Origin of the sequence: Pedobacter sp., assembly GCF_041662865.1 — a bacterium.
Lineage (GTDB): Bacteria > Bacteroidota > Bacteroidia > Sphingobacteriales > Sphingobacteriaceae > Pedobacter.
In genome coordinates this window covers 100,588-126,328 of the sequence record NZ_JBAZRL010000005.1, presented here as the reverse complement: position 1 = coordinate 126,328, position 25,741 = coordinate 100,588, and the positions used below count along the sequence as shown (strand labels likewise).

General features: G+C 34.6%; 28 protein-coding genes. 4 read left to right on the top strand and 24 right to left on the bottom strand.

The window, feature by feature from the left end:
* Positions 1 to 208 precede the first annotated feature (208 nt).
* From galE to WC622_RS03375, 3 genes are read right to left on the bottom strand one after another with little or no spacing between them, the layout of a single operon-like run.
* Positions 209 to 1,228: a UDP-glucose 4-epimerase GalE gene (gene galE / locus WC622_RS03385; protein WP_372817291.1), complete on the bottom strand. Its 1,020-nt coding sequence runs from the start codon at positions 1,226 to 1,228 to the stop codon at positions 209 to 211.
* On the bottom strand, positions 1,228 to 2,217 hold the full coding sequence (locus WC622_RS03380; RefSeq protein ID WP_372817289.1) for a UDP-glucuronic acid decarboxylase family protein: 990 nt from the start codon (positions 2,215 to 2,217) through the stop codon (positions 1,228 to 1,230). Before WC622_RS03380 ends, galE begins: the two co-directional genes overlap by 1 nt.
* Before the next feature lie 10 nt (positions 2,218 to 2,227).
* Positions 2,228 to 3,538, bottom strand: coding sequence for a UDP-glucose/GDP-mannose dehydrogenase family protein (locus tag WC622_RS03375; RefSeq protein ID WP_372817287.1), 1,311 nt, complete (start codon positions 3,536 to 3,538; stop codon positions 2,228 to 2,230).
* 66 nt (positions 3,539 to 3,604) lie between these two features.
* On the opposite strand from WC622_RS03375, the gene WC622_RS03370 reads away from it, so the two are divergent.
* On the top strand, positions 3,605 to 4,852 hold the full coding sequence (locus WC622_RS03370) for a 3-deoxy-D-manno-octulosonic acid transferase (protein WP_372817285.1): 1,248 nt from the start codon (positions 3,605 to 3,607) through the stop codon (positions 4,850 to 4,852).
* Positions 4,853 to 4,854: 2 nt separating this feature from the next.
* Here WC622_RS03370 and hemH read toward each other — a convergent pair whose 3' ends face one another.
* From hemH to WC622_RS03345, 5 genes are read right to left on the bottom strand one after another with little or no spacing between them, the layout of a single operon-like run.
* Positions 4,855 to 5,868, bottom strand: a complete 1,014-nt coding sequence (gene hemH, locus WC622_RS03365; protein ID WP_372817283.1) for a ferrochelatase — start codon at positions 5,866 to 5,868, stop codon at positions 4,855 to 4,857.
* A 2-nt stretch (positions 5,869 to 5,870) separates the two neighbouring features.
* On the bottom strand, positions 5,871 to 8,243 hold the full coding sequence (locus tag WC622_RS03360; protein ID WP_372817282.1) for a TonB-dependent receptor domain-containing protein: 2,373 nt from the start codon (positions 8,241 to 8,243) through the stop codon (positions 5,871 to 5,873).
* 24 nt (positions 8,244 to 8,267) lie between these two features.
* The gene (locus WC622_RS03355) at positions 8,268 to 9,119 is read right to left on the bottom strand and encodes a 4-hydroxy-3-methylbut-2-enyl diphosphate reductase (protein ID WP_372817280.1); all 852 of its coding nucleotides are present in this window, start codon (positions 9,117 to 9,119) and stop codon (positions 8,268 to 8,270) included.
* 59 nt (positions 9,120 to 9,178) lie between these two features.
* Positions 9,179 to 9,802, bottom strand: a complete 624-nt coding sequence (locus tag WC622_RS03350) for a glycerol acyltransferase (RefSeq protein WP_372817278.1) — start codon at positions 9,800 to 9,802, stop codon at positions 9,179 to 9,181.
* A gap of 52 nt (positions 9,803 to 9,854) precedes the next feature.
* Positions 9,855 to 10,364 (bottom strand): phosphoribosyltransferase family protein, encoded by a 510-nt coding sequence (locus WC622_RS03345; RefSeq protein WP_372817276.1) that lies wholly within the window; start codon positions 10,362 to 10,364, stop codon positions 9,855 to 9,857.
* Between the two features lie 134 nt (positions 10,365 to 10,498).
* Here WC622_RS03345 and WC622_RS03340 point away from each other — a divergent pair, with 134 nt between their 5' ends.
* Positions 10,499 to 11,209 carry a head GIN domain-containing protein gene (locus WC622_RS03340; RefSeq protein ID WP_372817274.1) on the top strand — a complete coding sequence of 237 codons (711 nt, stop codon included), beginning with the start codon at positions 10,499 to 10,501 and terminating at the stop codon, positions 11,207 to 11,209.
* 167 nt (positions 11,210 to 11,376) lie between these two features.
* On the opposite strand, the gene WC622_RS03335 is transcribed toward WC622_RS03340, so the two are convergent.
* The 4 genes from WC622_RS03335 to WC622_RS03320 form a co-directional block, all read right to left on the bottom strand.
* The gene (locus tag WC622_RS03335) at positions 11,377 to 11,790 is read right to left on the bottom strand and encodes a hypothetical protein (protein ID WP_372817272.1); all 414 of its coding nucleotides are present in this window, start codon (positions 11,788 to 11,790) and stop codon (positions 11,377 to 11,379) included.
* Positions 11,791 to 11,793: 3 nt separating this feature from the next.
* Entirely contained in the window at positions 11,794 to 12,360 is a 567-nt protein-coding gene (locus WC622_RS03330) for a hypothetical protein (RefSeq protein ID WP_372817270.1), read from the bottom strand.
* Positions 12,357 to 13,790 (bottom strand): 23S rRNA (uracil(1939)-C(5))-methyltransferase RlmD, encoded by a 1,434-nt coding sequence (gene rlmD / locus WC622_RS03325; protein WP_372817268.1) that lies wholly within the window; start codon positions 13,788 to 13,790, stop codon positions 12,357 to 12,359. The genes WC622_RS03330 and rlmD overlap by 4 nt, the downstream gene beginning before the upstream one ends.
* Before the next feature lie 175 nt (positions 13,791 to 13,965).
* Positions 13,966 to 14,076: a phenylalanyl-tRNA synthetase subunit alpha gene (locus WC622_RS03320; protein WP_372817266.1), complete on the bottom strand. Its 111-nt coding sequence runs from the start codon at positions 14,074 to 14,076 to the stop codon at positions 13,966 to 13,968.
* A gap of 710 nt (positions 14,077 to 14,786) precedes the next feature.
* On the opposite strand from WC622_RS03320, the gene WC622_RS03315 reads away from it, so the two are divergent.
* Positions 14,787 to 15,257, top strand: coding sequence for a hypothetical protein (locus WC622_RS03315; protein WP_372817264.1), 471 nt, complete (start codon positions 14,787 to 14,789; stop codon positions 15,255 to 15,257).
* A 164-nt stretch (positions 15,258 to 15,421) separates the two neighbouring features.
* Here the strand turns inward: WC622_RS03315 and WC622_RS03310 are convergent, their stop codons facing one another.
* The 7 genes from WC622_RS03310 to WC622_RS03280 all read right to left on the bottom strand — a co-directional run bounded on the left by WC622_RS03310 (position 15,422) and on the right by WC622_RS03280 (position 20,106).
* Entirely contained in the window at positions 15,422 to 16,492 is a 1,071-nt protein-coding gene (locus WC622_RS03310) for an NAD(P)H-dependent flavin oxidoreductase (protein ID WP_372817262.1), read from the bottom strand.
* Positions 16,493 to 16,503: 11 nt separating this feature from the next.
* Positions 16,504 to 16,956, bottom strand: coding sequence for a nuclear transport factor 2 family protein (locus tag WC622_RS03305; RefSeq protein WP_372817260.1), 453 nt, complete (start codon positions 16,954 to 16,956; stop codon positions 16,504 to 16,506).
* 1 nt (position 16,957) lies between these two features.
* Positions 16,958 to 17,692 (bottom strand): SDR family NAD(P)-dependent oxidoreductase, encoded by a 735-nt coding sequence (locus WC622_RS03300; protein WP_372817258.1) that lies wholly within the window; start codon positions 17,690 to 17,692, stop codon positions 16,958 to 16,960.
* Between the two features lie 4 nt (positions 17,693 to 17,696).
* Positions 17,697 to 17,915: a 4-oxalocrotonate tautomerase family protein gene (locus tag WC622_RS03295; protein ID WP_372817256.1), complete on the bottom strand. Its 219-nt coding sequence runs from the start codon at positions 17,913 to 17,915 to the stop codon at positions 17,697 to 17,699.
* An 11-nt stretch (positions 17,916 to 17,926) separates the two neighbouring features.
* Positions 17,927 to 18,463 carry a YceI family protein gene (locus WC622_RS03290; protein ID WP_372817254.1) on the bottom strand — a complete coding sequence of 179 codons (537 nt, stop codon included), beginning with the start codon at positions 18,461 to 18,463 and terminating at the stop codon, positions 17,927 to 17,929.
* Positions 18,464 to 18,564: 101 nt separating this feature from the next.
* Positions 18,565 to 19,143: a Crp/Fnr family transcriptional regulator gene (locus tag WC622_RS03285; protein WP_372817252.1), complete on the bottom strand. Its 579-nt coding sequence runs from the start codon at positions 19,141 to 19,143 to the stop codon at positions 18,565 to 18,567.
* 84 nt (positions 19,144 to 19,227) lie between these two features.
* Entirely contained in the window at positions 19,228 to 20,106 is an 879-nt protein-coding gene (locus tag WC622_RS03280; RefSeq protein ID WP_372817251.1) for a LysR family transcriptional regulator, read from the bottom strand.
* 78 nt (positions 20,107 to 20,184) lie between these two features.
* Between WC622_RS03280 and WC622_RS03275 the strand changes: the two genes are divergently transcribed.
* On the top strand, positions 20,185 to 21,402 hold the full coding sequence (locus WC622_RS03275) for a YbfB/YjiJ family MFS transporter (RefSeq protein WP_372817249.1): 1,218 nt from the start codon (positions 20,185 to 20,187) through the stop codon (positions 21,400 to 21,402).
* On the opposite strand, the gene WC622_RS03270 is transcribed toward WC622_RS03275, so the two are convergent.
* From WC622_RS03270 to kbl, 5 genes are all read right to left on the bottom strand, one after another.
* A complete protein-coding gene (locus WC622_RS03270; protein ID WP_136844101.1) occupies positions 21,386 to 21,961 on the bottom strand; it encodes a TetR/AcrR family transcriptional regulator in 576 nt (191 codons plus the stop codon). The genes WC622_RS03275 and WC622_RS03270 overlap by 17 nt on opposite strands.
* Positions 21,961 to 22,374 carry a hypothetical protein gene (locus WC622_RS03265; RefSeq protein WP_372817247.1) on the bottom strand — a complete coding sequence of 138 codons (414 nt, stop codon included), beginning with the start codon at positions 22,372 to 22,374 and terminating at the stop codon, positions 21,961 to 21,963. Before WC622_RS03265 ends, WC622_RS03270 begins: the two co-directional genes overlap by 1 nt.
* The gene (gene pheS, locus WC622_RS03260; protein ID WP_372817245.1) at positions 22,374 to 23,414 is read right to left on the bottom strand and encodes a phenylalanine--tRNA ligase subunit alpha; all 1,041 of its coding nucleotides are present in this window, start codon (positions 23,412 to 23,414) and stop codon (positions 22,374 to 22,376) included. The genes WC622_RS03265 and pheS overlap by 1 nt, the downstream gene beginning before the upstream one ends.
* A 117-nt stretch (positions 23,415 to 23,531) precedes the next feature.
* Positions 23,532 to 24,464 (bottom strand): alpha/beta hydrolase fold domain-containing protein, encoded by a 933-nt coding sequence (locus WC622_RS03255; protein ID WP_372817243.1) that lies wholly within the window; start codon positions 24,462 to 24,464, stop codon positions 23,532 to 23,534.
* 25 nt (positions 24,465 to 24,489) lie between these two features.
* On the bottom strand, positions 24,490 to 25,677 hold the full coding sequence (gene kbl / locus WC622_RS03250; RefSeq protein ID WP_372817241.1) for a glycine C-acetyltransferase: 1,188 nt from the start codon (positions 25,675 to 25,677) through the stop codon (positions 24,490 to 24,492).
* Between the last annotated feature and the right edge of the window lie 64 nt (positions 25,678 to 25,741).

Sequence of the window (25,741 nt, the reverse complement as noted above, 5' to 3'; positions counted from 1 at the left end):
ATAAAAAATGTAAATGTTCGGTAAGCACTTTATCCTTTGCTACCAAGCGAAGTAACAATTTGTCCTTCTCTTTTGGTGGCAATGCTAAAATTTCTATTTTAAGCTCTTTGTGCTCACTTAGTTTCATTTATTCGTTTATGTTTTTAATGGAGAATGAGCTATCATGAGCACATCCAATAATGACTATTAGATGCTCATGATGGTTCATTTAAAAAGGATTATCTCTTAAATATTTCTCCCAATTCCATGCCGAACTCATCATTTCATTAATTCCCAACTCGGCTTTCCATCCTAAAACAGCATTCGAACGACTTACATCGCCATAGGTTTGTTCAATATCTCCTTCTCTGCGTGCACCAATTGTATAATTTAATTTTTCTCCAGTAGATTGTTCAAAAGCATGAATAATTTCTAGTACAGATGAACCTTTACCTGTTCCGATATTAAAGATTTCGTAATTTTCCCCTGTTTCAGCTTCTAATCTTTTAATTGCAGCAACATGAGCTTTCGCCAAATCCACTACGTGAATATAATCTCTTATAGCTGACCCATCTGGCGTGTTGTAATCATCACCATAAACTGTAATTGCACCACGTTTGCCAATAGCAGATTGTGTAATAAATGGCACTAAATTTTGTGGTACTCCAATAGGTAATTCGCCAATTAAAGCCGATGCATGTGCGCCAACTGGATTAAAATAACGCAAAGCGATTACTCTTAAATCGTGGGTTACCGCACAAGTTTCTTCTAAAATTTCTTCTGCAATTTGTTTCGTATTTCCATAAGGCGATTCCGCTTTTTTAACTGGTGCCGATTCTGTCACTGGTAATTTATCTGGCTGGCCATACACTGTACATGATGATGAAAATACTAATTTGATTTTACTGTTAAATGCTGTTATAATATTAATTAAGGAATAAAAATTATTACGGTAGTATTTCAAAGGCTGTTGAACCGACTCACCAACTGCTTTAAATGCTGCAAAATGAATAATGCCACTAATGTTTTTATGTTGATTAGCAAATGCATGAACGGCTTGTTCATCGCAAAGATCTAGTTTTACAAATTCTGGTTTCTTTCCGCTTATTTTCTCAATTTGATCTAACATTTTAGGATCCGAATTCGAAAAATCATCAACAATAACAACTTCGTATCCAGCATTAAAAAGTTCCACCACAGTATGTGAACCTATATAACCCGCACCTCCCGTAACTAATATTTTCTTCATTATTTATTATATGTTTTAAAATTTTTGTGCTCTTTATTTACAAGCGCTTCTTTCGGTAAAGATTTAAAATAATCATACGTAATTTTCAAGCCTTCAGCCCTATTCACTTTTGGTTCCCAATTTAATAGTTCTCTAGCCTTGGTAATATCTGGTCGGCGCTGCTTAGGATCATCAGTTGGTAGCTCTTTGCAAATAATTTTCTGTGTAGTCCCAGTTAATTTGATAATCTCTTCTGCAAAATCTAGCATTGTAATCTCATCAGGATTACCAATATTTACGGGTTGAGCGTAATCGCTAAACAATAAACGATAAATTCCTTCGATCAAATCATCTACATAACAGAAAGAACGGGTTTGACTTCCATCTCCAAAAACGGTAAGGTCTTCTCCTCTTAATGCTTGTCCAATAAATGCTGGCAAAACTCGCCCATCATTTAGTCGCATTCTTGGACCATAGGTATTAAATATACGTACAATTCTAGTTTCTAAACCGTGAAAAGTATGGTATGCCATCGTCATCGCTTCTTGAAAACGTTTCGCTTCATCATATACACCACGAGGTCCAACTGGGTTTACATTTCCCCAATATTCTTCTGGTTGCGGATTTACAGTTGGGTCGCCATACACTTCAGAAGTTGAAGCAATTAATAAGCGGGCATTTTTTGATCTTGCCAAACCTAATAAATTATGGATACCTAAGGAGCCAACCTTCAATGTTTGAATAGGAATTTTTAAATAATCAATTGGACTTGCCGGAGAGGCAAAATGTAAGATATAATCTAAACTACCTGGAACATAAACAAATTTAGAAACATCATGATGATAGAACTCAAAGTTTTCTAGTTTAAACAAGTGCTCGATATTTTTCAAATCGCCAGTAATTAGGTTATCCATTCCAATTACATATAAGTCTTCTTTAATAAAGCGATCGCAAAGATGCGAACCTAAAAATCCCGCTGCTCCTGTTATTAAAACCCTTTTTCGTCCCATTATTAGTTTATTAGTTTATTAGTTTTCTGCCAACACTATTGTAATAATAACCTAAATCGATCATTTTCTGTAGGTCGAATAAGTTTCTTCCATCAAAAATCACTTTAGTAGTCAATAGTTCGTCCATTTTCTCAAAATCTGGATTACGGAACACTGACCATTCTGTTGCAATTAATAATGCATCCGCATTTTGTAAAGCATCGTATTGATTCTCAGCAAATCTGATTTTGTCACCTAATATTGATTTTACATTATTCATTCCTTCCGGATCAAAGGCTGTAACTGTTGCCCCTAGTTTAATCAATTCATCAATAATATATAATGCTGGTGCTTCTCTAATATCATCAGTTTCTGGCTTAAATGCCAAGCCCCAAAGCGCAAAATGTTTACCTTTAATATCGCCTTTATAATATTTTAATAATTTATCTACTAAAACTGTTTTTTGTTTTTCATTTACATTCATTACGGCCTTCAAAATTTGAAAATCGTAATTATGATTATCTGCAGCAATAGCTAATGCTTGTACATCTTTTGGAAAACAACTTCCCCCATATCCAATTCCAGGAAAAAGAAAACGCTTACCAATACGATCATCAGAACCAATTCCTTTACGTATCGCATCTACATCAGCACCTACAATTTCACAAAGATTTGCGATTTCGTTCATAAACGTAATTTTTGTTGCTAAAAATGAATTTGCTGCATATTTAGTTAATTCAGAAGAACGCTCATCCATAAAGAAAATAGGATTCCCTTGACGAACATAAGGTGCATACAATTCTGCCATTAATTTTTGTGCTTTTTCACTCCGTGTGCCAATTACAACACGATCAGGTTTCATAAAATCATCAACCGCTACTCCTTCACGTAAAAATTCCGGATTAGAAACTACATCAATTTCTACTGAAGTACTTTCCTTAAAAACTGCTTGAACTTTATCTGCTGTACCAACTGGGACTGTAGATTTATTTACAATTACCTTGTATTCCGTAACTAGTTTTGAAATATCTTTTGCAGCTCCTAAAATATAAGAAAGGTCTGCAGCGCCATCTCCACCTGGAGGAGTTGGCAAAGCCATGAAAATAATTTGTGCTTCTTTAACAGCAAGCGCTAAATCTGTTGTAAACGATAAACGACCTTGAGCAATATTACGATGAAATAGCACATCTAATCCTGGTTCGTAAATCGGAACTTCGCCAGCAATCATTTTTTCAACTTTTGCTTTATCAATATCTACGCAAATTACGTTATTACCTGTTTCTGCCAAACACGTTCCGGTAACAAGGCCCACATATCCTGTTCCAATTACTGCTATCTTCATATATTAATTGAAGGTTTTAAATTTATTCATTTATCTTCGGACGAAGATAAGAAATTAAGACACAAAATGCTTTGGATTTATACTATTGGGATTGTAATATATGGCTTAGTATTGAGGTTGGCATCGCTTTTTAATGCTAAAGCCAAATTATTTGTGGCTGGAAGGAAAAATATCTTTCAAAAAATTCAACAAAAAATCAATAGTAATGATAACCCGATATGGTTTCACTTTGCTTCTTTAGGAGAGTTTGAACAAGGCAGACCAGTACTAGAAAAGCTCAAAGCTAATGATCCTTCGCAGAAAATTGTGGTTACTTTTTTTTCTCCTTCAGGATATGAGATTAGAAAAAATTATGCATTGGCCGATGTTTTTTATTTGCCTTTAGACACTTCGAGCAATGCAAAAAAGTTTATAAATAGCATAAATCCAAAGTTTGCTGTATTTACCAAGTATGAATTTTGGTATCATTATTTTAACGAATTACACGAAAAGCAAATTCCTCTTTATTTAATTTCTGGTATTTTCAGACCAAATCAAGTGTTTTTTAAATGGTACGGCAGTTTTTATAGGGGGATTTTAAAATTAGTAACACACTTTTTTGTACAAAATGAAGAAAGTGTTTCTCTTTTAAAAAGTATTGGAATTAATCATGTTAGTTTAAGTGGAGATACTCGTTTTGATCGCGTTTATGAAAATGCCCTGCAACCTAAAAAGCTATCAGAAATTGAGAATTTTTTAGGTAATTCTCCAACTTTTATAGCTGGAAGTACCTGGCCAGAAGATGAGAAATTGTTAGTTAGCTTAATTGAAAAATATCCTGATTGGAAATTTATAATCGCTCCACATGAGATTGGGCAATCTCACATTGAAGAGATAGAAAGTCTTTTCCCGAAAGCTATCAAGTTTTCTAATTTAAATATAATGATATCAGAAATTCATGATATTTCACCTGAAGCAGCTTATACCTTAGATTCTTCTCATAAAATTCTGATTATCGATAATATTGGATTACTTTCCTCTTTATATCAATATGCTAAAGTAGCTTATATTGGTGGCGGTTTTGGAGCAGGAATCCATAATACATTAGAAGCCGCAGCATTTGGACTGCCTGTAATTTTTGGTCCTAAATATGATAAATTTCAAGAAGCCAAAGATTTAATTACCATCGGCGCAGCCAAAAGTGTAACTACATCCAATGAATTAATTAGAGCTTTTGAGTTTTTTAAATCAAATGAAATGGCATCCGCAGATGCGAAAAAATATGTGGAGCAGAAAAAAGGAGCTACAGAAATGATTGTAAAAGCAATCGCTTAATTTTAGTTTTTCGCTAATTCTACTAATGCCTCAATAAATTTTGGATGATCGTTCAGGCTTTCTACCAATTGTACATGTTCGCCACCAAGTGCTTTAAATTCTTCGTGATATTCTACTGTGATTTCATATAGCGTTTCCAAACAATCGGCTACAAATGCAGGACTAAAAACTAATAATCTCTTTTTGCCTTCCGCAGCTAATTTCTTTAAAACATCTGTTGTATAAGGCTGTACCCAAGGTTCTTTACCCAATCGAGATTGAAAACAAACGGTGTATTTCTCTTTAGATAAACCTAGTTTTGCAGCAATTAGACTTGCTGTATGATGACCTTGAGCAGAATAACAGAATTTATTGGTGTCATTATACGTTTGGCAGCAATCTGTATGTTTTAAACAATAACTTCCAGTGTGATCACATTTTAATAATTGTCTTTCTGGCAAACCATGAAAACTAAAAAGCACATGATCATACATTTCGGGCTGATGCTTAGTTGCATTTTCTGCAAACACTTCAAGCATTAAGTTATTATCATGAAAAGAGTTTACAAATGAAATTGGTGGAATAGTTTGCCATTTACTTACCAATTCCATTACCAATTGCATCACTGAACCTGTACTTGCAGATGCATATTGAGGAAACATTGGAATTACCTTAATGCTTTCTACTAACCCAGCTTTTAATCTTTCTAAAGCACTTTCAATAGAAGGATTTTGATATCGCATTGCCAATTCTACCTGATAATCATCACCCAATTTTTCTTGCAGTAATTTTGCCTGAATTTCACTGTAATATAATAATGGAGAGCCTTTTTCGCCCCAAATTTCTTTATATAATTTAGAAGTTTTAGGACTTCTAAAAGGAACAATTATTCCTTTTACCAATAGCGTTCTATTAAATTTAGGGATATCTATTACCCTTTCATCCATCAAAAACTGATCAAGATATCTGCGTACTGCAGGAACATCTGGATTATCTGGTGTACCTAAATTAACTAATAAAACTCCCTTCTTTCCCATAATTATAATTCGAATATTACGCCAATAGTTGGTAAAATATTACCACTAGTATTTGTAAGCAGTTTAGTTTTAAAACGAGTAGCGTCTCCGGGTGCATCTTGTGCATTACCACTTGCATCTCTATCTAATACCAATTGCGATTGTGTTTCGTATTTATTGTAAGTTAAATTCTGAATGTCCAAATATACGTTAAGGTTAAACTTCTTGAAAGGATACTTTTTATCAACCCTCGCATCTAATTGGTAAAAACCTTTTAACCTACTCTCATTCAGCCTATCATAATCTTGTACTCCTTGCGGATAAATAGAATAATTACTTTTTAATGAAGAAAAGGCGATATCATACGGCGTGTATGGGCTCCCTCCGCCTAAGCGAACCTTAGCTCCTATTTCCCAGTTTTTTGGTAAGATTTTACCTGCAGTCATACTTAGAATATAACGATTGTTCCAGCTTGACTGCACATATTCACCGAGCTTATCTTTAAACTCGCTACGGAATAAGGTTAAAGCGAAAATACCATAAAAACCCTTATTTAAACGCTGCTGAGCAAAAAACTCTAACCCATAACTTCTTCCCTCTGTTTCACCAATTACGGGTTTATTGCCTACAACGCCGAAATCGGCGCCTAAATTTGCCAATGGAATTACGTCTCCAAAAACTTTAACCATAGGATAACGGCTATAATTTTTAAAGAAACCTTCTACTGTAAACTTAGTGCTCTTTAATGTATTGTACTCTAAGCCAGCAACAACTTGCGCAGAGCGGATATAATTTACATTTTGATTTAGCAATGGTCCGCCAGTATTATTTCTAAAACCTAAAACCGTGTAAGCAGGTAACTGATAATAAATACCTGTGTTGAAATTGAAGCTAATTTTTTCATTAAAATTATAGGAAGCTGAAAATCTGGGTGACAAGGTTTTAAAAGGATTTTCGCCTTTAGAGCTAAAACTATTTCCATCTAATCTTAAACCAAAAGAAAGATTTAGTTTATCAGCTAAATACGGTGCACTAACTTGGGCAAATGCTCCATACTTAATAAAGTTAATGGCAGAAATATAACCTTCTGTTCCGCCTGGTAAAACTTGCAAACTATTGGTGGTATAATCTGCTGTTTCAACTCCAGCACCAAAGCTTATCTTATATTTACCTTCAAGAGAGGAATTTTCTAACCTCAGTTTGTTTTCAGTTTCAGTAGAATGATAATCTAATGTTTGAATTTTACTTTGGTCGTTATCTTGAAATTTATAAGCTTTATTATTTAAATAATTTCTGCTTAAAACAAGTGTAGAAAAGCCTTTTTCACGATAGATTTTATATACCGCTCCAATGGTATAATTATCTTGTTTATTCTCTGGGAAATTAGCTATTGTGTATAAATTACTTTCGGTTTTTTCTGTGTTAAAATTCAGCACCGCTTTATCAATAGCACCCAAACCCACTATTGTCAACTCATTTTTAGTATTAAATTTGGTTTTAAGCTTAAACTGAAAATCTTGATAAGAAGGTAAAAAAGGCAACCCTAATAGCTTGAATAAACCCTGCAAATAAGACAATCTATAGGATGCCATATAAGTTGTTTTTTTACTTATTGGTCCATCAGCTACTACTGCAAAATCACTAGAGCCAACTGTTAATGATGCTCCCATTTTATCAGGATTTCCATCTTTCTGCTTAAATTCAAAAACCGAACTTAAAGCATTTCCTCTGGCTGCCGGAAAAGCTCCAGAATAAAAATCAACTTCTTTTATAAAATCTACATTAATTAAACCCACTGGTCCGCCTGATGAACCTTGTGTGGTAAAGTGATTAATATTCGGAATTTCTATTCCATCTAAATAAAATCTATTTTCATTCGGTGCACCACCACGAATTATGATGTCATTCCGATAACTTACTGGAGCAGAAACTCCAGGTAAAGATTGAATAACTTTTGAAATATCTCTATTCCCACCGGGGTTCCTTTTAATTTCAGTAGCACCAATAGTTCTTAATGATAATGGACTTTCTATTGGTTTTACAAATCTTGCTCTTTGAATTACAACCTCGTCTAAATTACTCACTTCAGTTTCTAATGTTATATCAAGAACTGTAGCTTTTGCATTACTCACTGCAATATCAAAAACAGATTTAGGCTTATAACCTATAAAATTGATCTTTAGATTATAAACTCCTGGAGCTAAATTTGATAAACTATAATCCCCTAAGCTATCAGTAATGGCATTATTTGTTTTTCCTTGAATAGAAACAGTGGCTCCAGCAATTGGCTGATTAGTAAACGAATTAGTAATCTTCCCTTTAATAATGGCATTCTGTGCAAGAACTGTTAGACTTAAAAATGAAAAAAGAAGCGCTAAAGTAAATTTTATACTCATTTAATAATGATTTTTCGGAGGTACTTACGAGAGTTTTTCTAACTCGGATTTAACAAGTTCCATCAGCCACATTGGTGTAGAAGTTGCACCACAAATACCAATTTTATCATTTGGTGCAAACCAACTTTTATCCAATTCTTCGACATTAGAAATAAAGTAAGAGTTGGTGTTGTACTTTTTACAAACATCATATAAAACTTTTCCATTCGATGACTTTTTGCCTGATACGAATATAATTTTATCAAAGTCTGCTACAAATTTTTCTAACTCTTCATATCGATTAGAAACTTGTCGGCAAATGGTATCGTTTGCTTTTACATCATAACCTCTATTCAATAATTCATCTTTAATTTGATAGAATTTATCTGTGCTTTTAGTAGTTTGACTATACAAAGTGAACTTATTAGGTAATTCCATTTCATCTAGCTCTGCTAAATCCTGAAAAACAATTGCTTTTCCATTAGTTTGCCCTTGTAAACCTATAACTTCTGCATGGCCATGTTTACCAAAAATGAGAATTTGTTCATTATCATCATGTGAGTTTTTGATGCGATTTTGCAATTTTAAAACTACAGGACAAGAAGCATCGATTAACGTTAAGTTATTATTTAAAGCTAATTGATAGGTTGAAGGTGCTTCGCCATGTGCTCTAATTAATACTTTTTCATTAGAAAGCTGATGCAATTGTTCGTGATCTATAATACGAAGTCCTTTTGCTTTTAGGCGCTCAACTTCTTCGTCATTATGTACAATATCGCCCAAACAATACAGATATTCCTCATTATCTAAAATGTCTTCAGCCATATCTATCGCATATACTACACCAAAGCAAAAGCCAGAAGATTTATCGATTGTTACGTTTAAATTGTATTCCATTTTAAATTACCACAATTACACCTACAAAAATACACAAAAAGAGCATGAGAATTTAAAGCTTAAGATGCTTTTTGTGTTTGTTTTAAAATCGCAGCGTCATAATGTTTGTTGTATTCGCTTTTAAGCAATTGCAAACTTATATATTCTTCGGCTTGCCAGCTGGCTAAATACGCTTTAGCTATAGGTTTTCTGTTGTTAAAATAATCAGTAAGGATAACCGAAAACACAGTTTGAAATTTCTTTTTAGAAGCATTTATTAACTGCATCACTCCTTTTTCGAATGCAATCGAATCTACATAAGATGATTTGATTTTTCCTTGCGGGAAGATCAGCACTAAGTTTTTTGGATCATCCAATAAAGAACCTGCATATAGTAAGGTTTCCAGCACATCTTTCCCCTTATTTTCTGGAGCAAAACAGCCAAAATATTTTAAATAATTCAATTGTTTATAATCGTCTGTGGTAACAAGGGCGTGAAACTGTTTTTTAAATACTTTTTTATTGAGTTGAAACAGCATAAAACCATCCCACCAACTGAAACGATTCGCCAATAGCAAAACTGCTTCATCATCCTTAATAACAAGCTGATTATGGGTAAAAGCAGAGAAATCTTTCTTTAAGATATAATTGATATACCAAGAATAACAATGAAAGATAAAACCATTTTTACGAGAATGATACATTTAGGGAAATTGCAAAAAATTGGGCTGATTTGCAAATTTATTCATCTCGCTATTAGCTCAAATAAACTCGATCTTCCTCTCCTGCTACATCCATCACTACATCTACGTGTTCTTTTAAAATGGTAGAAAGCTCTAATCCTACAAAATCTGTAGCAATTGGAAAAATTTTATGACTTCTATCGACTAATACTACTGTGCGAATTTTTTTGTGTGGTGTATTTAAGAAAACGCCTAATCCATAGGCTAACGTTTTACCGCTGTTTAGCACGTCATCAACTAAAATAATTACTTTATTTTTCCATTCTGTTTCCTGTAAATCTGTTTTCGCAACTAATTTGCTATTTTGTTTTTCGAGATCTACACGAAGCATAGTTACTTTAAAACTTGCGATTTCTTGGAGTACCGTTTTTAAACGCAAAGCAAGTTTATATCCACGATCCCAAATACCAGCCAATACTATTTCCTTTTCCTCTAAATTATCTTCCAAAATCTGATACGCAATCCGATTAATCTTTTGTTCGATTTGCTGTTTATCTAAAATAAGTACTTGATTTTCGGGCATGGCTAAGCGCTTTTATTGTACTGTACAAAAGAACGATTTTAAGCCTCAAAATCAAATAAAAAAATAATTTCAATTTCTTGCAACGTTTACCCAGTCAACTGCGTCTAATGAATACAACCCTTAAAAAATAAATTATGAAATTTAGCAGTTTACCCAAATCGGCGTGTTTAGTAGCAATTGCCCTTTTAAGTTATATAAACACCCAAGCACAAAGCAAAAATGTAGGTGTGAAAAATTTTAATTCACTAACGGTAAGTAGTGGAATAGATTTGTATTTAACACAAGGCACTAGCGAAACTTTGACTATAAAAGGTGATAATGATTTAATTAAAGATGTTATTGTTGAGCAAAGTGGAAGCGCTGTTACCATTAAATATAAGGAAGGTGTGAATTGGACCAGGTTATTTAGAAACCAAAGCATTAAAGTGTATGTGAATTTTAAAACGCTAAAAAGCTTAACTGCAAGTGGCGGTTCTGATGTGTACACTCAAAACACCTTAAAAACCGATGTGCTGAATGTAAGAGGTAGCGGTGGTTCGGATCTTAAATTAACGTTAGCATGTAAAGATTTAACGGTAAATGTGAGTGGTGGTTCTGATGCAGATTTAACAGGTAGTGGAGAAAATATGCAATTAAATGCGAGTGGTGGTAGTGATGTTGATGCTTTTAGCTACATCGTAAATTACGCTAAAGTAAGCGTGAGCGGTGGTTCTGATGCTAATATTTATGTAAACAAAGGATTAGAAGCTGGCGCAAGTGGCGGTAGCGATGTAAATTATAAAGGAAATGCGTCATTAAAGAAAACCACTTCTTCAAAAAGTGGCGATGTTAATCACGTGAATTAGTACAATTTTAGTTTAGTTTTTAGTTTAAAGGAAAAGCCAATAGTGTGGATGCACTATTGGCTTTTGCATTTTGCGTCATTCTCGCGAGAGCGGGAACTACGAAGTGCTCAGCGCAGCTAATCTTAATGCGATAATTACCTTCTATAGCTTTAAAAGCAACTCTCAACCTACTTCCCTTTGGGATAAGGATAATAAACAAAGTTTGCTCCTTCTGGAACTACCACAAAAACACACATGTAGTTTTCTGGCTTTTTGTAGGTTTTTAAAAATTGTTCTTTCTTATCAGGATGAATAATTCCTTTCTGAATAAATTCTTCTAACGTTGATGCTTGGATTGTCCAATCGGTATTTAAATCTGCTTTATTTAAAATTACTTCACCTATACTTACTTCGTGTTGGTGTGCAATAAAAATCGGATTTAAGGAAATTCCTTCCATCATAATTTCTACTGCTACTTCCTTAATCGAATCCGCATAAAATGTTAGGTCTTTTTCTAAACTTACTAACGGACTTTTCTTTTCTTTTTTTGGTGTCCCATTCTCATCAGAGCTTAAATTGCCCAATAACTCTTCACTCTCCATATCTTAAAACTTGATTTCTTTTTTTAGGGTAATAAATTTATCGTCGGTTAAGCTATCTGTTAATAAGCCATAACCTTTATCGGTTTTCACAATTCTTTTAGGTAGTGGATATTTATCCGAACAAAAATACATGCTGCCTTTTTTAACTAATTTCCATTCATTATTTTTTAGTGAAAACAAGTTGACACTTGACCAACAACTGCTAAACCATTCGGGCCTTAGTAATAATTCAGGCTGATTATCACCATTTAAATCTCCTGCTAAGGCCACATCTGCGCCAATTGCATTTTTATAAATTAATATTGGCCAATGCTCATTTGTAAAAAACAGCTGGATGATGTATTGCTTTTGCTTATCGCCAATATCATCTTTAATTAGTTTATTTTTAACCACAAATGCTGTATCAGTTTTACTTAGTAAAATAGTATCTACCACTTGTTTTGTGCTATCAACTATCATTTTTGCTTTTGCCGAATCAATCTCTTTTACAGACCTTGCTTCAGTTTTAACATTGCCTTTACAGGCAGCCAATACAGCAATTACTACTAAATAAATCCAATATTTTTTCATGATTTCAGTTGTAATAAAACTACATTTTCTACATGCTGTGTATGCGGAAACATATCTACTGGCTTAATACGCACTACATCATATTTTTCTTTTAACAGCGCTAAATCACGAGCCTGCGTAGCTGCATTACAGCTTACGTACACAATTTTTTCGGCTTCCATTTCTAGTAAACGCTCTACCACATCTGTATGCATTCCAGCTCTCGGCGGATCAGTAATCACTACATCGGGCTTGCCATGTTCTGCAATAAAATGACCTGTTAAAATGTCTTTCATATCTCCAGCGTAGAAAATGGTATTCTCAATTCCATTAAGCGATGCATTAAATTTAGCATCTTCTATCGCCGTTGGCACATACTCAATACCTATTACTTGTTTTACACTACCTGCAATAAAGTTAGCAATAGTTCCAGCGCCAGTGTATAAATCATACACCAATTCATCACCTTTAAAACCGGCAAACTCCTTTGTTATTTTATATAATTCGTATGCTTGCTCGGAGTTGGTTTGATAAAAAGATTTCGCCCCAATTTTAAACTTAACTACGCCCCCATTCTCCACAGGCATTTGCTCAAAAATGTGATCTCTCCCTGAATATGTAATTACTTCTTGGTCAAAAATAGTATCGTTCTTTTTCTGATTTTCGATATAAAGCAAAGCGGTAATTTCAGGAAATGAAACTTTTAAATGTTCCATTAAACCTTTAATTTGATCTTGCTCCGCATAAGCGAAAACCACAACAACCATCACTTCTCCGGTTGACGAAGTTCTAATAATTAAATTACGTAGCGCACCTTCGTGATTGCGTAAATCGTAAAAACTCAATCCGTTTTTTAATGCATATTCTCGAACTCTTAAACGCAAACTATTGCTCGGCTCGGCTTGTAAATAGCAATGTTCAATATCTAAAATCTTATCAAAACGTAATGGAACATGAAAACCCAAAGCGTTCATTTCTCTGCCTTCCGCTTCAAATTCCATGTCGGTAGCATTTAGCCACCGCTTGTTCGAAAAAGTATATTCTAATTTGTTTCTGTAATATCTATTAACTGCCGAACCTAAAATCGGTTCCATTGCAGAGGTATCAATTTTTGCTAAGCGCTGTAAGGCGGCTTCAACATTTTTGTGTTTGAACTTCAATTGTGCATCGTACTCCATGTGTTGCCATTTGCACCCACCACATGTGCCAAAATGACTGCAAAAAGGATCTTGACGCAGTTCTGATGGAGTTTGAATGTGTTCAACAATTGCTTCTGCGAAGTTCTTTTTCTTCTTCACTATACGCACATCAACCACATCACCAGGAACGGCTTTATCAACAAAAATGACTAATTCATCAGCTTTGCCAACACCCTTTCCCTCTTCGGCAATGTCAATAATACTCAGTCCTGAAATTCGAATTGGCTCAGCATTTTTTCTATTTCTACTCATTGTTGCAAATATAAGTAAAACCTAAAAGAGTAAAGCAGAAAGACTATAGGATAAAAGCGTAAGGGAAAGTTAAAGAAAGAGCGATCTATTAATCAGTGGTTAAAAAAACTAAAGCATATTTTCCCATTCGGGCTTGAGCAACTCGTTATCATAGCTAAACAATCAACTGACTTTCTTACTTCCCAAAGATTTTAAGGATTAATCCAAAAATGCCTTCTACTAAGTTAAAGCTCATATCAAATTGTTCATCAACCATTACAGAGATTTCTAAAGTTTCTTTACTCATGACGTTTTGTGTTGATAATTATACAAATATAGCTTATTATGAACCAAAAACCAAAACGGTATATGTTAATTTTCTGTTAAGTTTTTTCCGTCATTCCGAGCTAGTGGAGAACCCGCAGCAATCAGCAAAAGCTAAAATTCTTTAAATATTGCATCTAGAAAGATCTCTCCATTCCGCGTTGCTCCAGTCGAGATGACGAAGTATAAAAAAAGATTAGCTCTATTTGGCATTAGAGATGCAAAAAGAAGTTACAACAAGCAATATAAAATGCTAATAATTTGGAAAAAGAGTAAAGTCATTTCTATAACAGCTTAATCTTTCATTCATACTTCATTCGCACTTAAAACGCAGTTTGTTCGGAATTAACCGTACTAACTCCGAACAAACTCCGAAGAAGCTCCGAACAAACTCCGAAGGAACTAAGAGCAACTTATACATAAAATATGAATACATAGCACACTTTTCAGTGCAATTGCTAAAGACACTTTAAAAGAAAGTTTTACCCCTAAGGCTATAAAATATTTGACAATTTAAACTAATTCTATGTTTAAACTTATAATATATCAAGGTTGCAAACTTAGAAAGACTTAAAATGCTGATTGGATTTCGGTTATGGAGACACTAACCGATAAAAGCTTAATTCATACAAGATAATTAATCATTAGATAACATTTTAAATTGTTCTCGATGATAACTTGTACATTAGTTAAATGGAACAACAAAAAATTGCTGAAAACGTACAGATTTTTGGTACAACAGCAGATGTTGCATTGTTAGGGTATAAAAAACCCTTTTACGGGTATGACTTAAAACTTATCTTAATTGTTGCTAAAACAGATAAGTTAATAGATGAGGCTTATGTAAGAGGATTTACCTCAGCGGCAACGGGCTTTATCAGAGCTGTCCATGGAAAATCGGAATATTCTCTAACAGTATATATTAATATTATAGTGGGTCAAGCTATTGATCCATCAGCTATTAAATTTAGTAAAAGATCAATGAGATCTACTATTGGTGAACGTGAAATTCCAGTTATTTACGATATGAATTTGAAAAAATACTACACTTTTAATTGGTACATTATATGGGGCTTTGCGCACACCTATTATTATCTCCGCACAATTAAGAAAGTTATTTCCTCATTAGAAAAAAATAACTTTAACTTATTTGATAAAAAATGAAGCAATTCATCAATTTCAGGTTAAAGTACTTTAACAAGATAGTAAAGAAAACTGAAAATTTAAATTATTCGTCATTGCGAACTGAAGCTGGGGTTGTGTTTTGTAATGAAGCAATCTATTGTACTGCAACCAACAAGAATTTAATAGATGTAAAGATTGCTTTTCTAAAAATAACTTGTCGTTTCTTCGAGTATAGATTTCATTAAGTCACCAGCTTTTTTGTGTTTTAGTAATGGAGCAATTTGTCCGCCCCAAAATAAAATCATATCCCATTTTTCTTGTTCAATGGCTGCTTTTCTTAAATGCGACATATATTGTGTTTGTAATGGAAATGGCAGAAAAACTTTTTCCTGATGAATTAGGTCTTTCGCAATTCTACTGATTATTCCTCTGCCTAATCTTCCTGTAAATGCCCTTGACAATGTAGTGTATTTTGCAGCGTCAGAAAACAGCATTTCTTTATGTTTAGCAGTGGCATTAGATTCATCTGTAGCTAAGAATGCTGTACCAATCTGAGCAGCATCAGCACCAAGCATCATTGCTGCCGCTACACCCTTGCCATTTGCAATTCCACCGGCTGCTATAATTGGAGTTTTCACCTTTTCTTTAATCAATTGTAACAATACAAATGTTCCTGTAGTAGATGATTCTGCCGATCTGAGAAAAGAAGGGCGATGCCCTCCCGCCTCAAAACCTGATGCAATAATTAGGTCAACGCCCGCTGCCTCTAATGCAATAGCTTCATCTAATGTGGTTGCGGCTCCAATACTAACTATGCCTTGCTTACGGCATTCTTCTAAGATATCTGTGGATGGCACACCAAACATAAAGCTCAATACTGGAGGTTTTAGATCAAGGAGTACTTCTACTTGATTCTCAAATCGACTTTTAAATGGTGCTGGCTTTTCTGGCAAAGCAATTCCCAGTTCATCAAAATAAGGCTTGAAAAGGCCTTCTGCTTTTTTAAATTGTTCATCTGATACTGTACCATCTACCGTGTCTGTATCAGACACCCATAAATTGATATTATAGGGTTTATTTGTTGACGCTTTGATTTGCTCATCAACTTGAATAATCTCTTCTGGACTTAAGGTATATGCTCCGTAGCCGCCTAGACCACCCGCATTAGATACTATTGACACAAGTTCAACAGATGAAAGATTACCACCAAATGGGCCTTGCAAAATAGGATATTGAATACCTAATATTTCTGATGCTTTTGTTTGATACCACATAATTTTAAAATTTAGTCGGCAATATCTGTAAACATCTTATTTACAATGAACCAACGATTATCCAATTTATGAAAAGATAGCAAGTCGGTATAATTAAAATCATACATTTTAACTTTAACCCTCGCTATGGCAATAGAGTTAACTATGTCAATTGATATAATTGTTCCTTTAAACAATTTGCCCGAATCTTTTGGGCTTTGGCGTTGTTGTACTCCATAAAGATACTGATCGAGTGTTTTAGCATAAGGTTCTCCCTTTACATCGCCAAATAATAAACTGCCGGGATATAAAATCTCTTTTAATTTGTTTACATCACCTTCATAAATTCCTTTGAGGTAATATTTTTCTAGCAGCTCTGTTATTGCTAATAAATCTTGCTGATTATTTTCCATTTTCTTTAAATTTTGTGCTTTTGATAACAGCGTTGCCCAAAATAGAATTGCAGTTAATAAAAGCGTTTTCACATTAGTTTAAGTGATGTCCGGCTCCCATACCTCCATCCACATTGATGGTAGCACCACTAATAAAATTACTTTTGGCTACCGTATAAACCATTTCTGCAATATCTTGTACTTCACCTACACGGTTCAACAAGTGTAGTCCTGCACTTTCATCAACAGTATTACCATGCATAGGTGTACGGATTGTACCAGGTGCAATTGTATTAACCCTTATATTATTTTTTCCAAATTCTGCTGCTAATTGTATCGTGAGTGCATGAACTGCTCCTTTTGAAGCCATTTGCGCCGTAATGTTTGCGCCTCCTAATGCATGGTTTACTAAAGGCGTACCAATATTTATGATTACCCCACCTTGTTGTTTAATCATTTGTGGAATTATAGCTTGACTAGTAAAAAATGTACCTTTCAGGTTCGTGTCTAAAAATTTGTCTAGATAAGCCTCATCTACTTCCAGAAATGCCTTGGTTTCGAAAATACCAGCATTATTCACTAATACATCTACTGAGCCAAATTTTGCAATAGCAGTACTCAAAAGCTGTTCCCCAGTTTTTTTATCACTAACATCACCAGCAACCATTGCCAAATTTTCTCCTCCGCCTAATTCTTGATAAACATCTTCTAATTTTTCAGCAGTGGCTGAATTGATAACTACATGATCACCTTTGGACAAAAAGTGACGAGCTATTTCTTTACCAATGCCTGATGAGGCACCCGTAACAATTATAGTTTGCTTTTTCATCGTCTTATTTTTTTTCTGCTGTAATACCTTTTTCCCTCAACACAGACACTTGCTCTCCACCTTGTCCCCAGTCATCTAGGTCAATTTCTTGAATGACTACAGCCGTTAATTGCGGGTCTTTATTTAAAACAGTTGTCATTAAATCTGTTACGCCTTTAATTAAAGCTTGTTTTTGCTCTCTCGTAACTCCTTCGCGAGTTACTTGTATTTTTATATATGGCATGACTATAATTTTTAAGCTAAAATGGTTTCACTAACCTCTTTAGCGGTTAAACTTACATTTAGTTCAAAATCATTGTAGATTAAAGTATCGCCTAAATCCATAAAGAAATTGCCTGAGCGAAATTTCATTTCATATTTAGTACGGTCAATGATTAATTTACCTGTTGCTGTTAACAAATCTCCTTTCGTGTTAATTTCTGCATCAAAACCAACAGCGTGTGTAATGCCTTTGATAGTTAGGTTACCCTCAATATGTTTACCTGAAACCGAGTTGATTTCGAGCGTGGCTTCTGGAAATTTTTGACTAGAGAAGAAATCGTCAGATGCAAGGTGACCTGCAAATTGTGCATTAGTTGTGGGGTCGGTTACGTCGAGGATGATGATGGATGTAGTGTCAATTATGAACTTTCCACCACTTAATTGACCATCGTTTAAAATAAGTTGTCCTTCTTTAATGTCGATGGTACCATCATGTGCACCTGTTACTTTTTTACCTACCCAGTGAATTTTGCTTTGTGCATTTAGCACTTCAAATTTTTGATTTTTCATTTTCTTTATGTTTAATTACAACACAAAGTACGGCAGGATTTTTCAGGCTTTAACGTGACCTACATCACATTTGAAGTGGCTAATTGTTTATGTGACCTACATCACTTTTCGGGAGCATATAATCGACTAAGCGTTTCTCTGGAAACACCTAAATAAGCCGCTATGAGATTTTTTGGGACAATATTATACAGTTCTGGGTACATTTTTAAGAGTTCCTCATACCTATATTTTACATTATTATTCATTAATGATAGTAACCTTTTTTGGGTAGCCACATATCCTCTATTCGTTCTCCACCTAAAAAAATGTTCTACCGGATGAAGTTCATTACATAACTTTTCTCTATCGTCATTAGACAAACAGAGCACTTCTGCGTCAGTAATGCAATCTAAATTTATAGTAGCTTTTGTATGGTTATAGAGTGCATTGAAATCGGATGCCCACCAGGTAGGCATAGCAAACTGAAGGATGTACATTTTCAAATCGTCATTAATAAAGAAAGATTTTAAGCAACCTGAAATCACAAAGTATTCACAATCTACCCTATCTCCATCGCTAATGATGGCTTGTCCTTTTTTAAAACTCTGCTTTTTAAAATGCGAGAAAAAATAATCGAACTGTTCATCAGTTAGCTGTGTTATTTTGCTTACGTGATTTTTTAGGATTTCTTTAGCTTCCATAAATGGCATTAACTATGTAGACAATATTCAAAGTTAGGATTCTGTTCACACACATCATTATGCAGCACCAAAAGTATGGTTAGATTATAGTTTATATCCTTCCTCAATCATTTTATAAAACAATAAATAGCTCTCACTCATAGGAGCATCTTTACGCTTAACATAAACTGTCTTCATTTGAGCGAACTTTTTTGGAAGTGAAATTGTATTCAAATTTCGGTAGCTATAATATTTTTCAATTAGGGCTATTGGAAGTAGCGTAATTCCAATACCAGCTTCTACTGTATTGATTATACCTTCCAAGGTATCTTGTTCTAAGATGGTAAATTTTTTAGTAGGCCATTCGTTCAATAAATCTTCAAAAAGCTTTCGGTAAGAACAACCGTCACTAAAAGCAATCATTCTAAGTGGTTTTACAGATTTCTTTAATTGATTTATTGAAGTAATGCCAGTAGAAGTAACAATACACAATTCTTCGCTTAATATCTCCTGTACAATTAAATCATGATGATTTACATTTCCTGCTACAAAGGCACCATCTAGCTTATATGATATCACATCTTTAATTAAACTCGCAGAAGTACCTGTTTTTAGGCGAAATTCTATTTGTGGGTACTCCTCTGTAAATTTCTTCAATATTCCAGGAGCACGAAGTGCTGCTGTAGTGTGAATACAACCAATCTTTATTAAACCTTTAACTGCCGTAAGCTTACCTCCAATTGATTTTCTGGCATGATCAAGAATTACCTGAATTTCTTTAGTTGCTTTCAGTAATTGAAGCCCAGCTTCAGTTAGTTCAATTTGCCTTGATGTACGGTTAAAAAGACGTGCGTTAAACTGCTCTTCTAAGTATTTAATGCGGGCAGTAACATTAGATTGTACGGTGTTTGTGATAGTTGCAGCTTTGGTAAAGCTATTATATTCTGCTACTGCCTGAAAAATTACAAAGTCATTTATCTGCATAGTTCATCACTTTAAATGATTAATATTTATAACAATTAATCGTTTTTAACTATGCAAATGTAGCGATATTTTTGCCTTATGAAAACAACATGGCAATCAAAATCTGAATTTTCAAAGATTATAATACCTGCTTTAACTGGTTTTTCAACACTGCTTATCGGAATTGGCATTGGTCGTTTTGGATACCCTCCATTAATTCCTGCACTGGTTAAGGAAGGATGGTTTACTATAAGTCAGGCAGATTATTTAGGTGCCTCAAACTTAACGGGCTATATTATTGGATCTGCTTTTGCTACCTGGATAAATAAACACATCTCATTTATCCCCTTAATTCGCATTTCCTTATTAACAGTTGTACTTATGTTTATACTGTGTGCTTTCCAATTTAACTTCTTTATCTATTTTATATTAAGACTAATAACCGGTATAGCTGGAGGGATTATAATGGTATTAACTGCCCCCACAATTTTTAAACATAGTACTACCACTAAAAAAGGATTACTAGGTGGCATCATATTCTCGGGTGTAGGTATAGGTATCGCCCTTGCAGGCACGCTAATTCCATTCCTAATTCATCAGGGCCTAAAAACTACTTGGTTTGTTTTTGCAGGAATTTCTTTTTTATTAGTAATCTTCTTTTGGACAAGCTGGCCTGACGGAAGTAATGAGAAACAAGAGTTCCAACCTTCATTTAAATCGGGCATTAAACATTCAATATGGTCAAAAACAATAGTTTTATTATTAATCTCATACGTCTGTAATGCGGTAGGATTTGTCCCTCATACTGTATTTTGGGTTGACTTTATTAGCAGAGGGCTTGATAAGGGCCTTGAGACCGGAACAAATTTCTGGATATTACTCGGGCTCTCAGCAGCAATAGGACCTGTTATTACTGGATTAATGGCAGATAAATTTGGGTTTTCAAAAAGTATTCGAATTAGTTTATTTATTAAAGGAATAGGAGTAGTTATGCCCATTTTTTCTACATCAACCTGGAGCTTGGCTATATCAAGTATTTTTGTGGGCAGCCTTGCGTTGGGGATTAGTTCTTTGGCCGCTGGTCGAGTTACAGAAATTGTTGCGCCTGATTTACAAAAGAAACTTTGGAGTTGGATGACCATTGGCTTTTCAATCACACATGCTTTAACTGCATATGTACTCACCTACATATTTTCGGTTACCGATTCCTATTATCTTTTATTTAAGATAGGTGCCTTGACATTGATCATAGGGTGTGTGCTTGATTTTATAGCATCAAAAACTACCTCACAAGATAACCTTACAACGCAGCCTTAACTAAATAAGGTAAAAGCTCTTTTTGGAAAGTCACAAAGTTCTTGCGTACATCGGCATCGCTGACTGAAGTGAAAGCGAAAGAGAAAACTATGCTTTTGCTGGCTTTTAGGAGGAAAGCCAATCCACCACGGCGGGCTGGGTTCTTTTTAAAATGATCAAGCTCTAAATAAGCAGAAAGTAAAAGAGCTTCTAACTGATCTGAAAGGTGTTTTAAGAACTCTTGAGAATTGGCATTTTCACGAACGAAATCCCAGCCAATAAACTCATTACAAACCGTATAGGATAAACGGCAAGTCTTCATCACTAAAGCTTTTAAATGTTCTTCTTCACTTGCAAACGTTACTTTATTGCTTAAAATTTCGTGAAGATTTACATCTAGGTAATCCATTAAAATAGCATCTAAAACTTGTTCTTTGCTATCGAAATACTTGTAAATAGTTGCCTTTGCAATACGTGCTTTTTTGGCAATTTCATTTACACTGGTTTTATGGTAACCATATTTCCTGAACAACTCCTTAGCAGCTCTAATGATGCTTTCTTTTATTTTTTCTGGTTCCATTAATTAATTACCTGTATAGTATTACCTGCAATGGTAACGTTGTATTGTTTTAGTGATGTTTTTGCTGGTGCTTTTACCGGACTGCCATCGTACAAAGAATATTTAGCTCCAGATACTTGATCTGTTGCCGTTAATGTCGGATCATCTAATATAACAGCTGTTTTCTTTTCAGGGTTTACTGTGCTGCAACGATCGTACGCTACATAGGCGTTGTCCGCCCTGCGATAAATAATAATACCTGCAACACCATATCCTGTTAAACTTACCGCACCACCTGCTGTGCTTAATCTGCTTAATCTCGGATCTGTTAATGGTGCACTAAAATTTACCGGTAAATCGGGTATTAGATTTTCCTCTTTAGCACAAGACGTGCTAAGTAAAATCATCAAAAATAAACCGATTAACCTATTCATTATATAATTGCTGTTTTATACTGTTTTAAGAAACGTACATCATTCTCAGAAAATAAGCGCAAATCCTTAATTACATATTTTAGGTTGGCTATACGTTCAATTCCCATCCCGAATGCAAAACCACTATATTTCTTACTATCAATTCCACAGTTCTCCAATACATTAGGATCTACCATACCGCAACCTAAAATTTCTACCCATCCACTATATTTACACATTTGGCATCCATCTCCTTTACAAATTGTACACGAAATGTCCATCTCTGCGCTTGGTTCTGTAAATGGGAAATACGACGGGCGGAAACGCACTTTTGTACCTTCTCCGTATAATTCTTGAACAAAGTAAAATAAGGTTTGTTTCAAATCTGCAAACGAAACGTTCTCATCTACATATAAACCCTCTACTTGATGAAAAAAACAGTGCGCTCTTGCAGAAATTGCTTCGTTACGGTATACGCGACCTGGCATTAAAGCTCTAAATGGCGGCTGACCTGCTTCCATCATACGTACTTGTACAGATGAAGTGTGTGTACGCAAAGCGATATCACCTTTTTCTCCTCCTTTTTGGATGAAGAAAGTATCTTGCATATCTCTCGCTGGATGTTCTTCTGGGAAATTTAAGGCAGAAAAGTTATGCCAATCATCTTCGATTTCCGGACCTTCAGCAACGCTAAATCCTAGTTTATTAAATATTTCTATAATCTCTCTTCTCACTAAAGCCAAAGGGTGACGAGCACCAACTTCGAAACCCTCGCCAGGTAAAGTCATATCTAGTTTAGAACTTTCGGTTTTCTGTTTTGAGTTTGCAGTAACTTCGCTTAAAGCTTGATACTTTGCTTCAGCTAATTGCTTAAACTCATTTAATACTTTACCTAATGTTCTTTTTTCTTCAGGAGAAACCGCTTTAAATTCATCAAAAATATCTTTAATAATACCTTTGGTTCCTAAAAAACGAATGCGGAATTGTTCCAGTTCTTCGGCACTAGTAGTATCAAATGAATTGATTTCTGCCGTATACTGTGTAATCTGGTCTTGTAACATCTGCCAAATATACAGCAATTTATAGAAATATTTTACAGCTTACGAGTCTATAAATGAACTTGAAACGTATTTATTACAAGAAAATGAACTAAGAACTAGAAAATTAATCTGCTAAAGTTATTTTATATTTTTATTGAAATAGGCAACCGTTGAGTCTAGTACTAGTTGCCATTTGCCAGTTTGTGAAAAGTTGTGATCGGCACCACTAACGTACAAAAAATCATTAGGCACTCTGAGTTCTTCTAATCTTGCAGTAAATCTATCGTAAGTTGCAAAATCTTGGTTTGGCAATCCGATTACTTCATTATTCTGCGGAAAAATATTTAATGTTGAGATTTTCTTATTTGCATTTGCAGTAAATAACGGACTGATCTCTTTGTAATATTGCTCATTTGCAACTGAAATATCAAATCCTGTATAACGGAAGCCACCTTCAAAAACATACCTTGGATATCGCTCCCAATTAGTAACTCCAGTAAAAACTAGATCTAAAGCTCCAGCCATATTTGATACCGCTTGAACTTTACCTGTATTCCTTGCATCGTAACTATACAATAAAGCTAACGTTCCTCCTGCACTATGACCCGCAATTGCAATTCGTTTATTACTAACTACCCATTCTTTGGCATGTGCAATCGCAAAATCTACAACACTTGCAACGTCATTAACTTGATCTTTTATTTTTATTGCACTTTCTATATGCAATGGCTCTAATCTATCGGTTAATCCACTGCCGTCTACTAAACGATAATTGACATTTAATACTGCATAACCGCAACCTGCTAAATATATGGCGTGTTTATTAAAATCATTTTTATCACCGCCAATAAAACTTCCGCCATGTACAAAAATGATTACACTTGTATTTGAGGTTCGATTTGGCGGCAAATACACATCCATGGTTTGTTTTAGATCATTACCATAAGCTAAATTTGAAATTAGTTGAGCCTCTGCCTTTGTTTGATACGAAGGCTGCTCAACCTTTTCACAAGCTATGAAAAGCATCAACAATAAAACTCCTACACCACCAATTTTTGAGATGCTTTTCATAAATGATTTAAACTAAAATGGGATATTAAATAACACCTAATTCCTTGCCTACTTTTGTAAAAGCTGCTATTGCCTTATCTAAATGATGCTGCTCATGTGCGGCTGAAAGTTGAACTCTGATTCTAGCTTTTCCTTGTCCAACAACTGGATAGAAAAATCCTACCACATAAATTCCTTCTTCGAGCATTTTTGCCGCAAAAGTTTGTGCAATTTTAGCATCATACAACATTACCGGAACAATTGGGTGGAAACCTGGTTTAATATCAAAACCTGCAGCTGTCATTTTTTCGCGGAAATATTTAGTGTTATTTTCTAATTTATCACGTAGTGCAGTAGTATCGCTCAACATATTTAAAACAGCCACAGATGCACCTGCAATTGCCGGAGCTAATGTGTTTGAAAATAAATAAGGACGTGAACGCTGACGTAGCATATCAATAATTTCTTTTTTGCCTGAGGTAAATCCGCCAGATGCGCCACCTAATGCTTTACCTAATGTACCTGTAATGATATCAATACGATCCATTACACCAAAATGTTCGTGTGTACCGCGGCCTGTTTTACCAATAAACCCAGTGCAATGTGATTCATCTATCATTACCAATGCTTCATATTTATCTGCTAAATCGCAAATTTTATCTAGTGGAGCAACCGAGCCATCCATAGAAAAAGCGCCATCAGTTACAATAATTCTGTGTCTACAATCTTTTGCAGCAATTAGCTGTGCTTCTAAATCTGCCATATCTGCATTTTTATAACGGAAACGTTGCGCTTTACAAAGTCTAACACCATCAATAATAGAAGCGTGATTTAATTCATCAGAAATAATGGCATCTTCTGCATTAAACAAAGGTTCGAAAACACCTCCGTTAGCATCAAAAGCTGCTGCGTATAAAATCGTGTCTTCTGTACCTAAAAATTCGGATATCTTAGCTTCTAATTCCTTGTGAATAGTTTGGGTACCGCATATAAAACGAACCGACGACATGCCATATCCATATTCATCAATCGCTTTTTTAGCAGCTTCAATTACTGTTGGATGAGAAGAAAGACCTAAATAATTATTTGCACAAAAATTAACTACTTCTGCGCCAGTGCTCACTTTAATATCCGCACCTTGTGGTGTGGTAATTATGCGTTCGCGTTTATATAAGCCAGCATTTTCTATTTCTTCAAGTTCTTTTTGTAATACAGGTTGTAGGGTTTTATACATGATTTTAAATTTTGGTGCTACCAATCGTAGGAATAACGATTCGCCTTTGCAAAAATATAATATT

Coding starts and splice junctions, on each gene's coding strand:
- galE (WP_372817291.1), bottom strand. CDS start 1,228: ATGAAGAAAATATTAGTTACGGGAGGTGCGGGTTATATAGGTTCACAT.
- WC622_RS03380 (WP_372817289.1), bottom strand. CDS start 2,217: ATGGGACGAAAAAGGGTTTTAATAACAGGAGCAGCGGGATTTTTAGGT.
- WC622_RS03375 (WP_372817287.1), bottom strand. CDS start 3,538: ATGAAGATAGCAGTAATTGGAACAGGATATGTGGGCCTTGTTACCGGA.
- WC622_RS03370 (WP_372817285.1), top strand. CDS start 3,605: ATGCTTTGGATTTATACTATTGGGATTGTAATATATGGCTTAGTATTG.
- hemH (WP_372817283.1), bottom strand. CDS start 5,868: ATGGGAAAGAAGGGAGTTTTATTAGTTAATTTAGGTACACCAGATAAT.
- WC622_RS03360 (WP_372817282.1), bottom strand. CDS start 8,243: ATGAGTATAAAATTTACTTTAGCGCTTCTTTTTTCATTTTTAAGTCTA.
- WC622_RS03355 (WP_372817280.1), bottom strand. CDS start 9,119: ATGGAATACAATTTAAACGTAACAATCGATAAATCTTCTGGCTTTTGC.
- WC622_RS03350 (WP_372817278.1), bottom strand. CDS start 9,802: ATGTATCATTCTCGTAAAAATGGTTTTATCTTTCATTGTTATTCTTGG.
- WC622_RS03345 (WP_372817276.1), bottom strand. CDS start 10,364: ATGCCCGAAAATCAAGTACTTATTTTAGATAAACAGCAAATCGAACAA.
- WC622_RS03340 (WP_372817274.1), top strand. CDS start 10,499: ATGAAATTTAGCAGTTTACCCAAATCGGCGTGTTTAGTAGCAATTGCC.
- WC622_RS03335 (WP_372817272.1), bottom strand. CDS start 11,790: ATGGAGAGTGAAGAGTTATTGGGCAATTTAAGCTCTGATGAGAATGGG.
- WC622_RS03330 (WP_372817270.1), bottom strand. CDS start 12,360: ATGAAAAAATATTGGATTTATTTAGTAGTAATTGCTGTATTGGCTGCC.
- rlmD (WP_372817268.1), bottom strand. CDS start 13,790: ATGAGTAGAAATAGAAAAAATGCTGAGCCAATTCGAATTTCAGGACTG.
- WC622_RS03320 (WP_372817266.1), bottom strand. CDS start 14,076: ATGAGTAAAGAAACTTTAGAAATCTCTGTAATGGTTGATGAACAATTT.
- WC622_RS03315 (WP_372817264.1), top strand. CDS start 14,787: ATGGAACAACAAAAAATTGCTGAAAACGTACAGATTTTTGGTACAACA.
- WC622_RS03310 (WP_372817262.1), bottom strand. CDS start 16,492: ATGTGGTATCAAACAAAAGCATCAGAAATATTAGGTATTCAATATCCT.
- WC622_RS03300 (WP_372817258.1), bottom strand. CDS start 17,692: ATGAAAAAGCAAACTATAATTGTTACGGGTGCCTCATCAGGCATTGGT.
- WC622_RS03295 (WP_372817256.1), bottom strand. CDS start 17,915: ATGCCATATATAAAAATACAAGTAACTCGCGAAGGAGTTACGAGAGAG.
- WC622_RS03290 (WP_372817254.1), bottom strand. CDS start 18,463: ATGAAAAATCAAAAATTTGAAGTGCTAAATGCACAAAGCAAAATTCAC.
- WC622_RS03285 (WP_372817252.1), bottom strand. CDS start 19,143: ATGGAAGCTAAAGAAATCCTAAAAAATCACGTAAGCAAAATAACACAG.
- WC622_RS03280 (WP_372817251.1), bottom strand. CDS start 20,106: ATGCAGATAAATGACTTTGTAATTTTTCAGGCAGTAGCAGAATATAAT.
- WC622_RS03275 (WP_372817249.1), top strand. CDS start 20,185: ATGAAAACAACATGGCAATCAAAATCTGAATTTTCAAAGATTATAATA.
- WC622_RS03270 (WP_136844101.1), bottom strand. CDS start 21,961: ATGGAACCAGAAAAAATAAAAGAAAGCATCATTAGAGCTGCTAAGGAG.
- WC622_RS03265 (WP_372817247.1), bottom strand. CDS start 22,374: ATGAATAGGTTAATCGGTTTATTTTTGATGATTTTACTTAGCACGTCT.
- pheS (WP_372817245.1), bottom strand. CDS start 23,414: ATGTTACAAGACCAGATTACACAGTATACGGCAGAAATCAATTCATTT.
- WC622_RS03255 (WP_372817243.1), bottom strand. CDS start 24,464: ATGAAAAGCATCTCAAAAATTGGTGGTGTAGGAGTTTTATTGTTGATG.
- kbl (WP_372817241.1), bottom strand. CDS start 25,677: ATGTATAAAACCCTACAACCTGTATTACAAAAAGAACTTGAAGAAATA.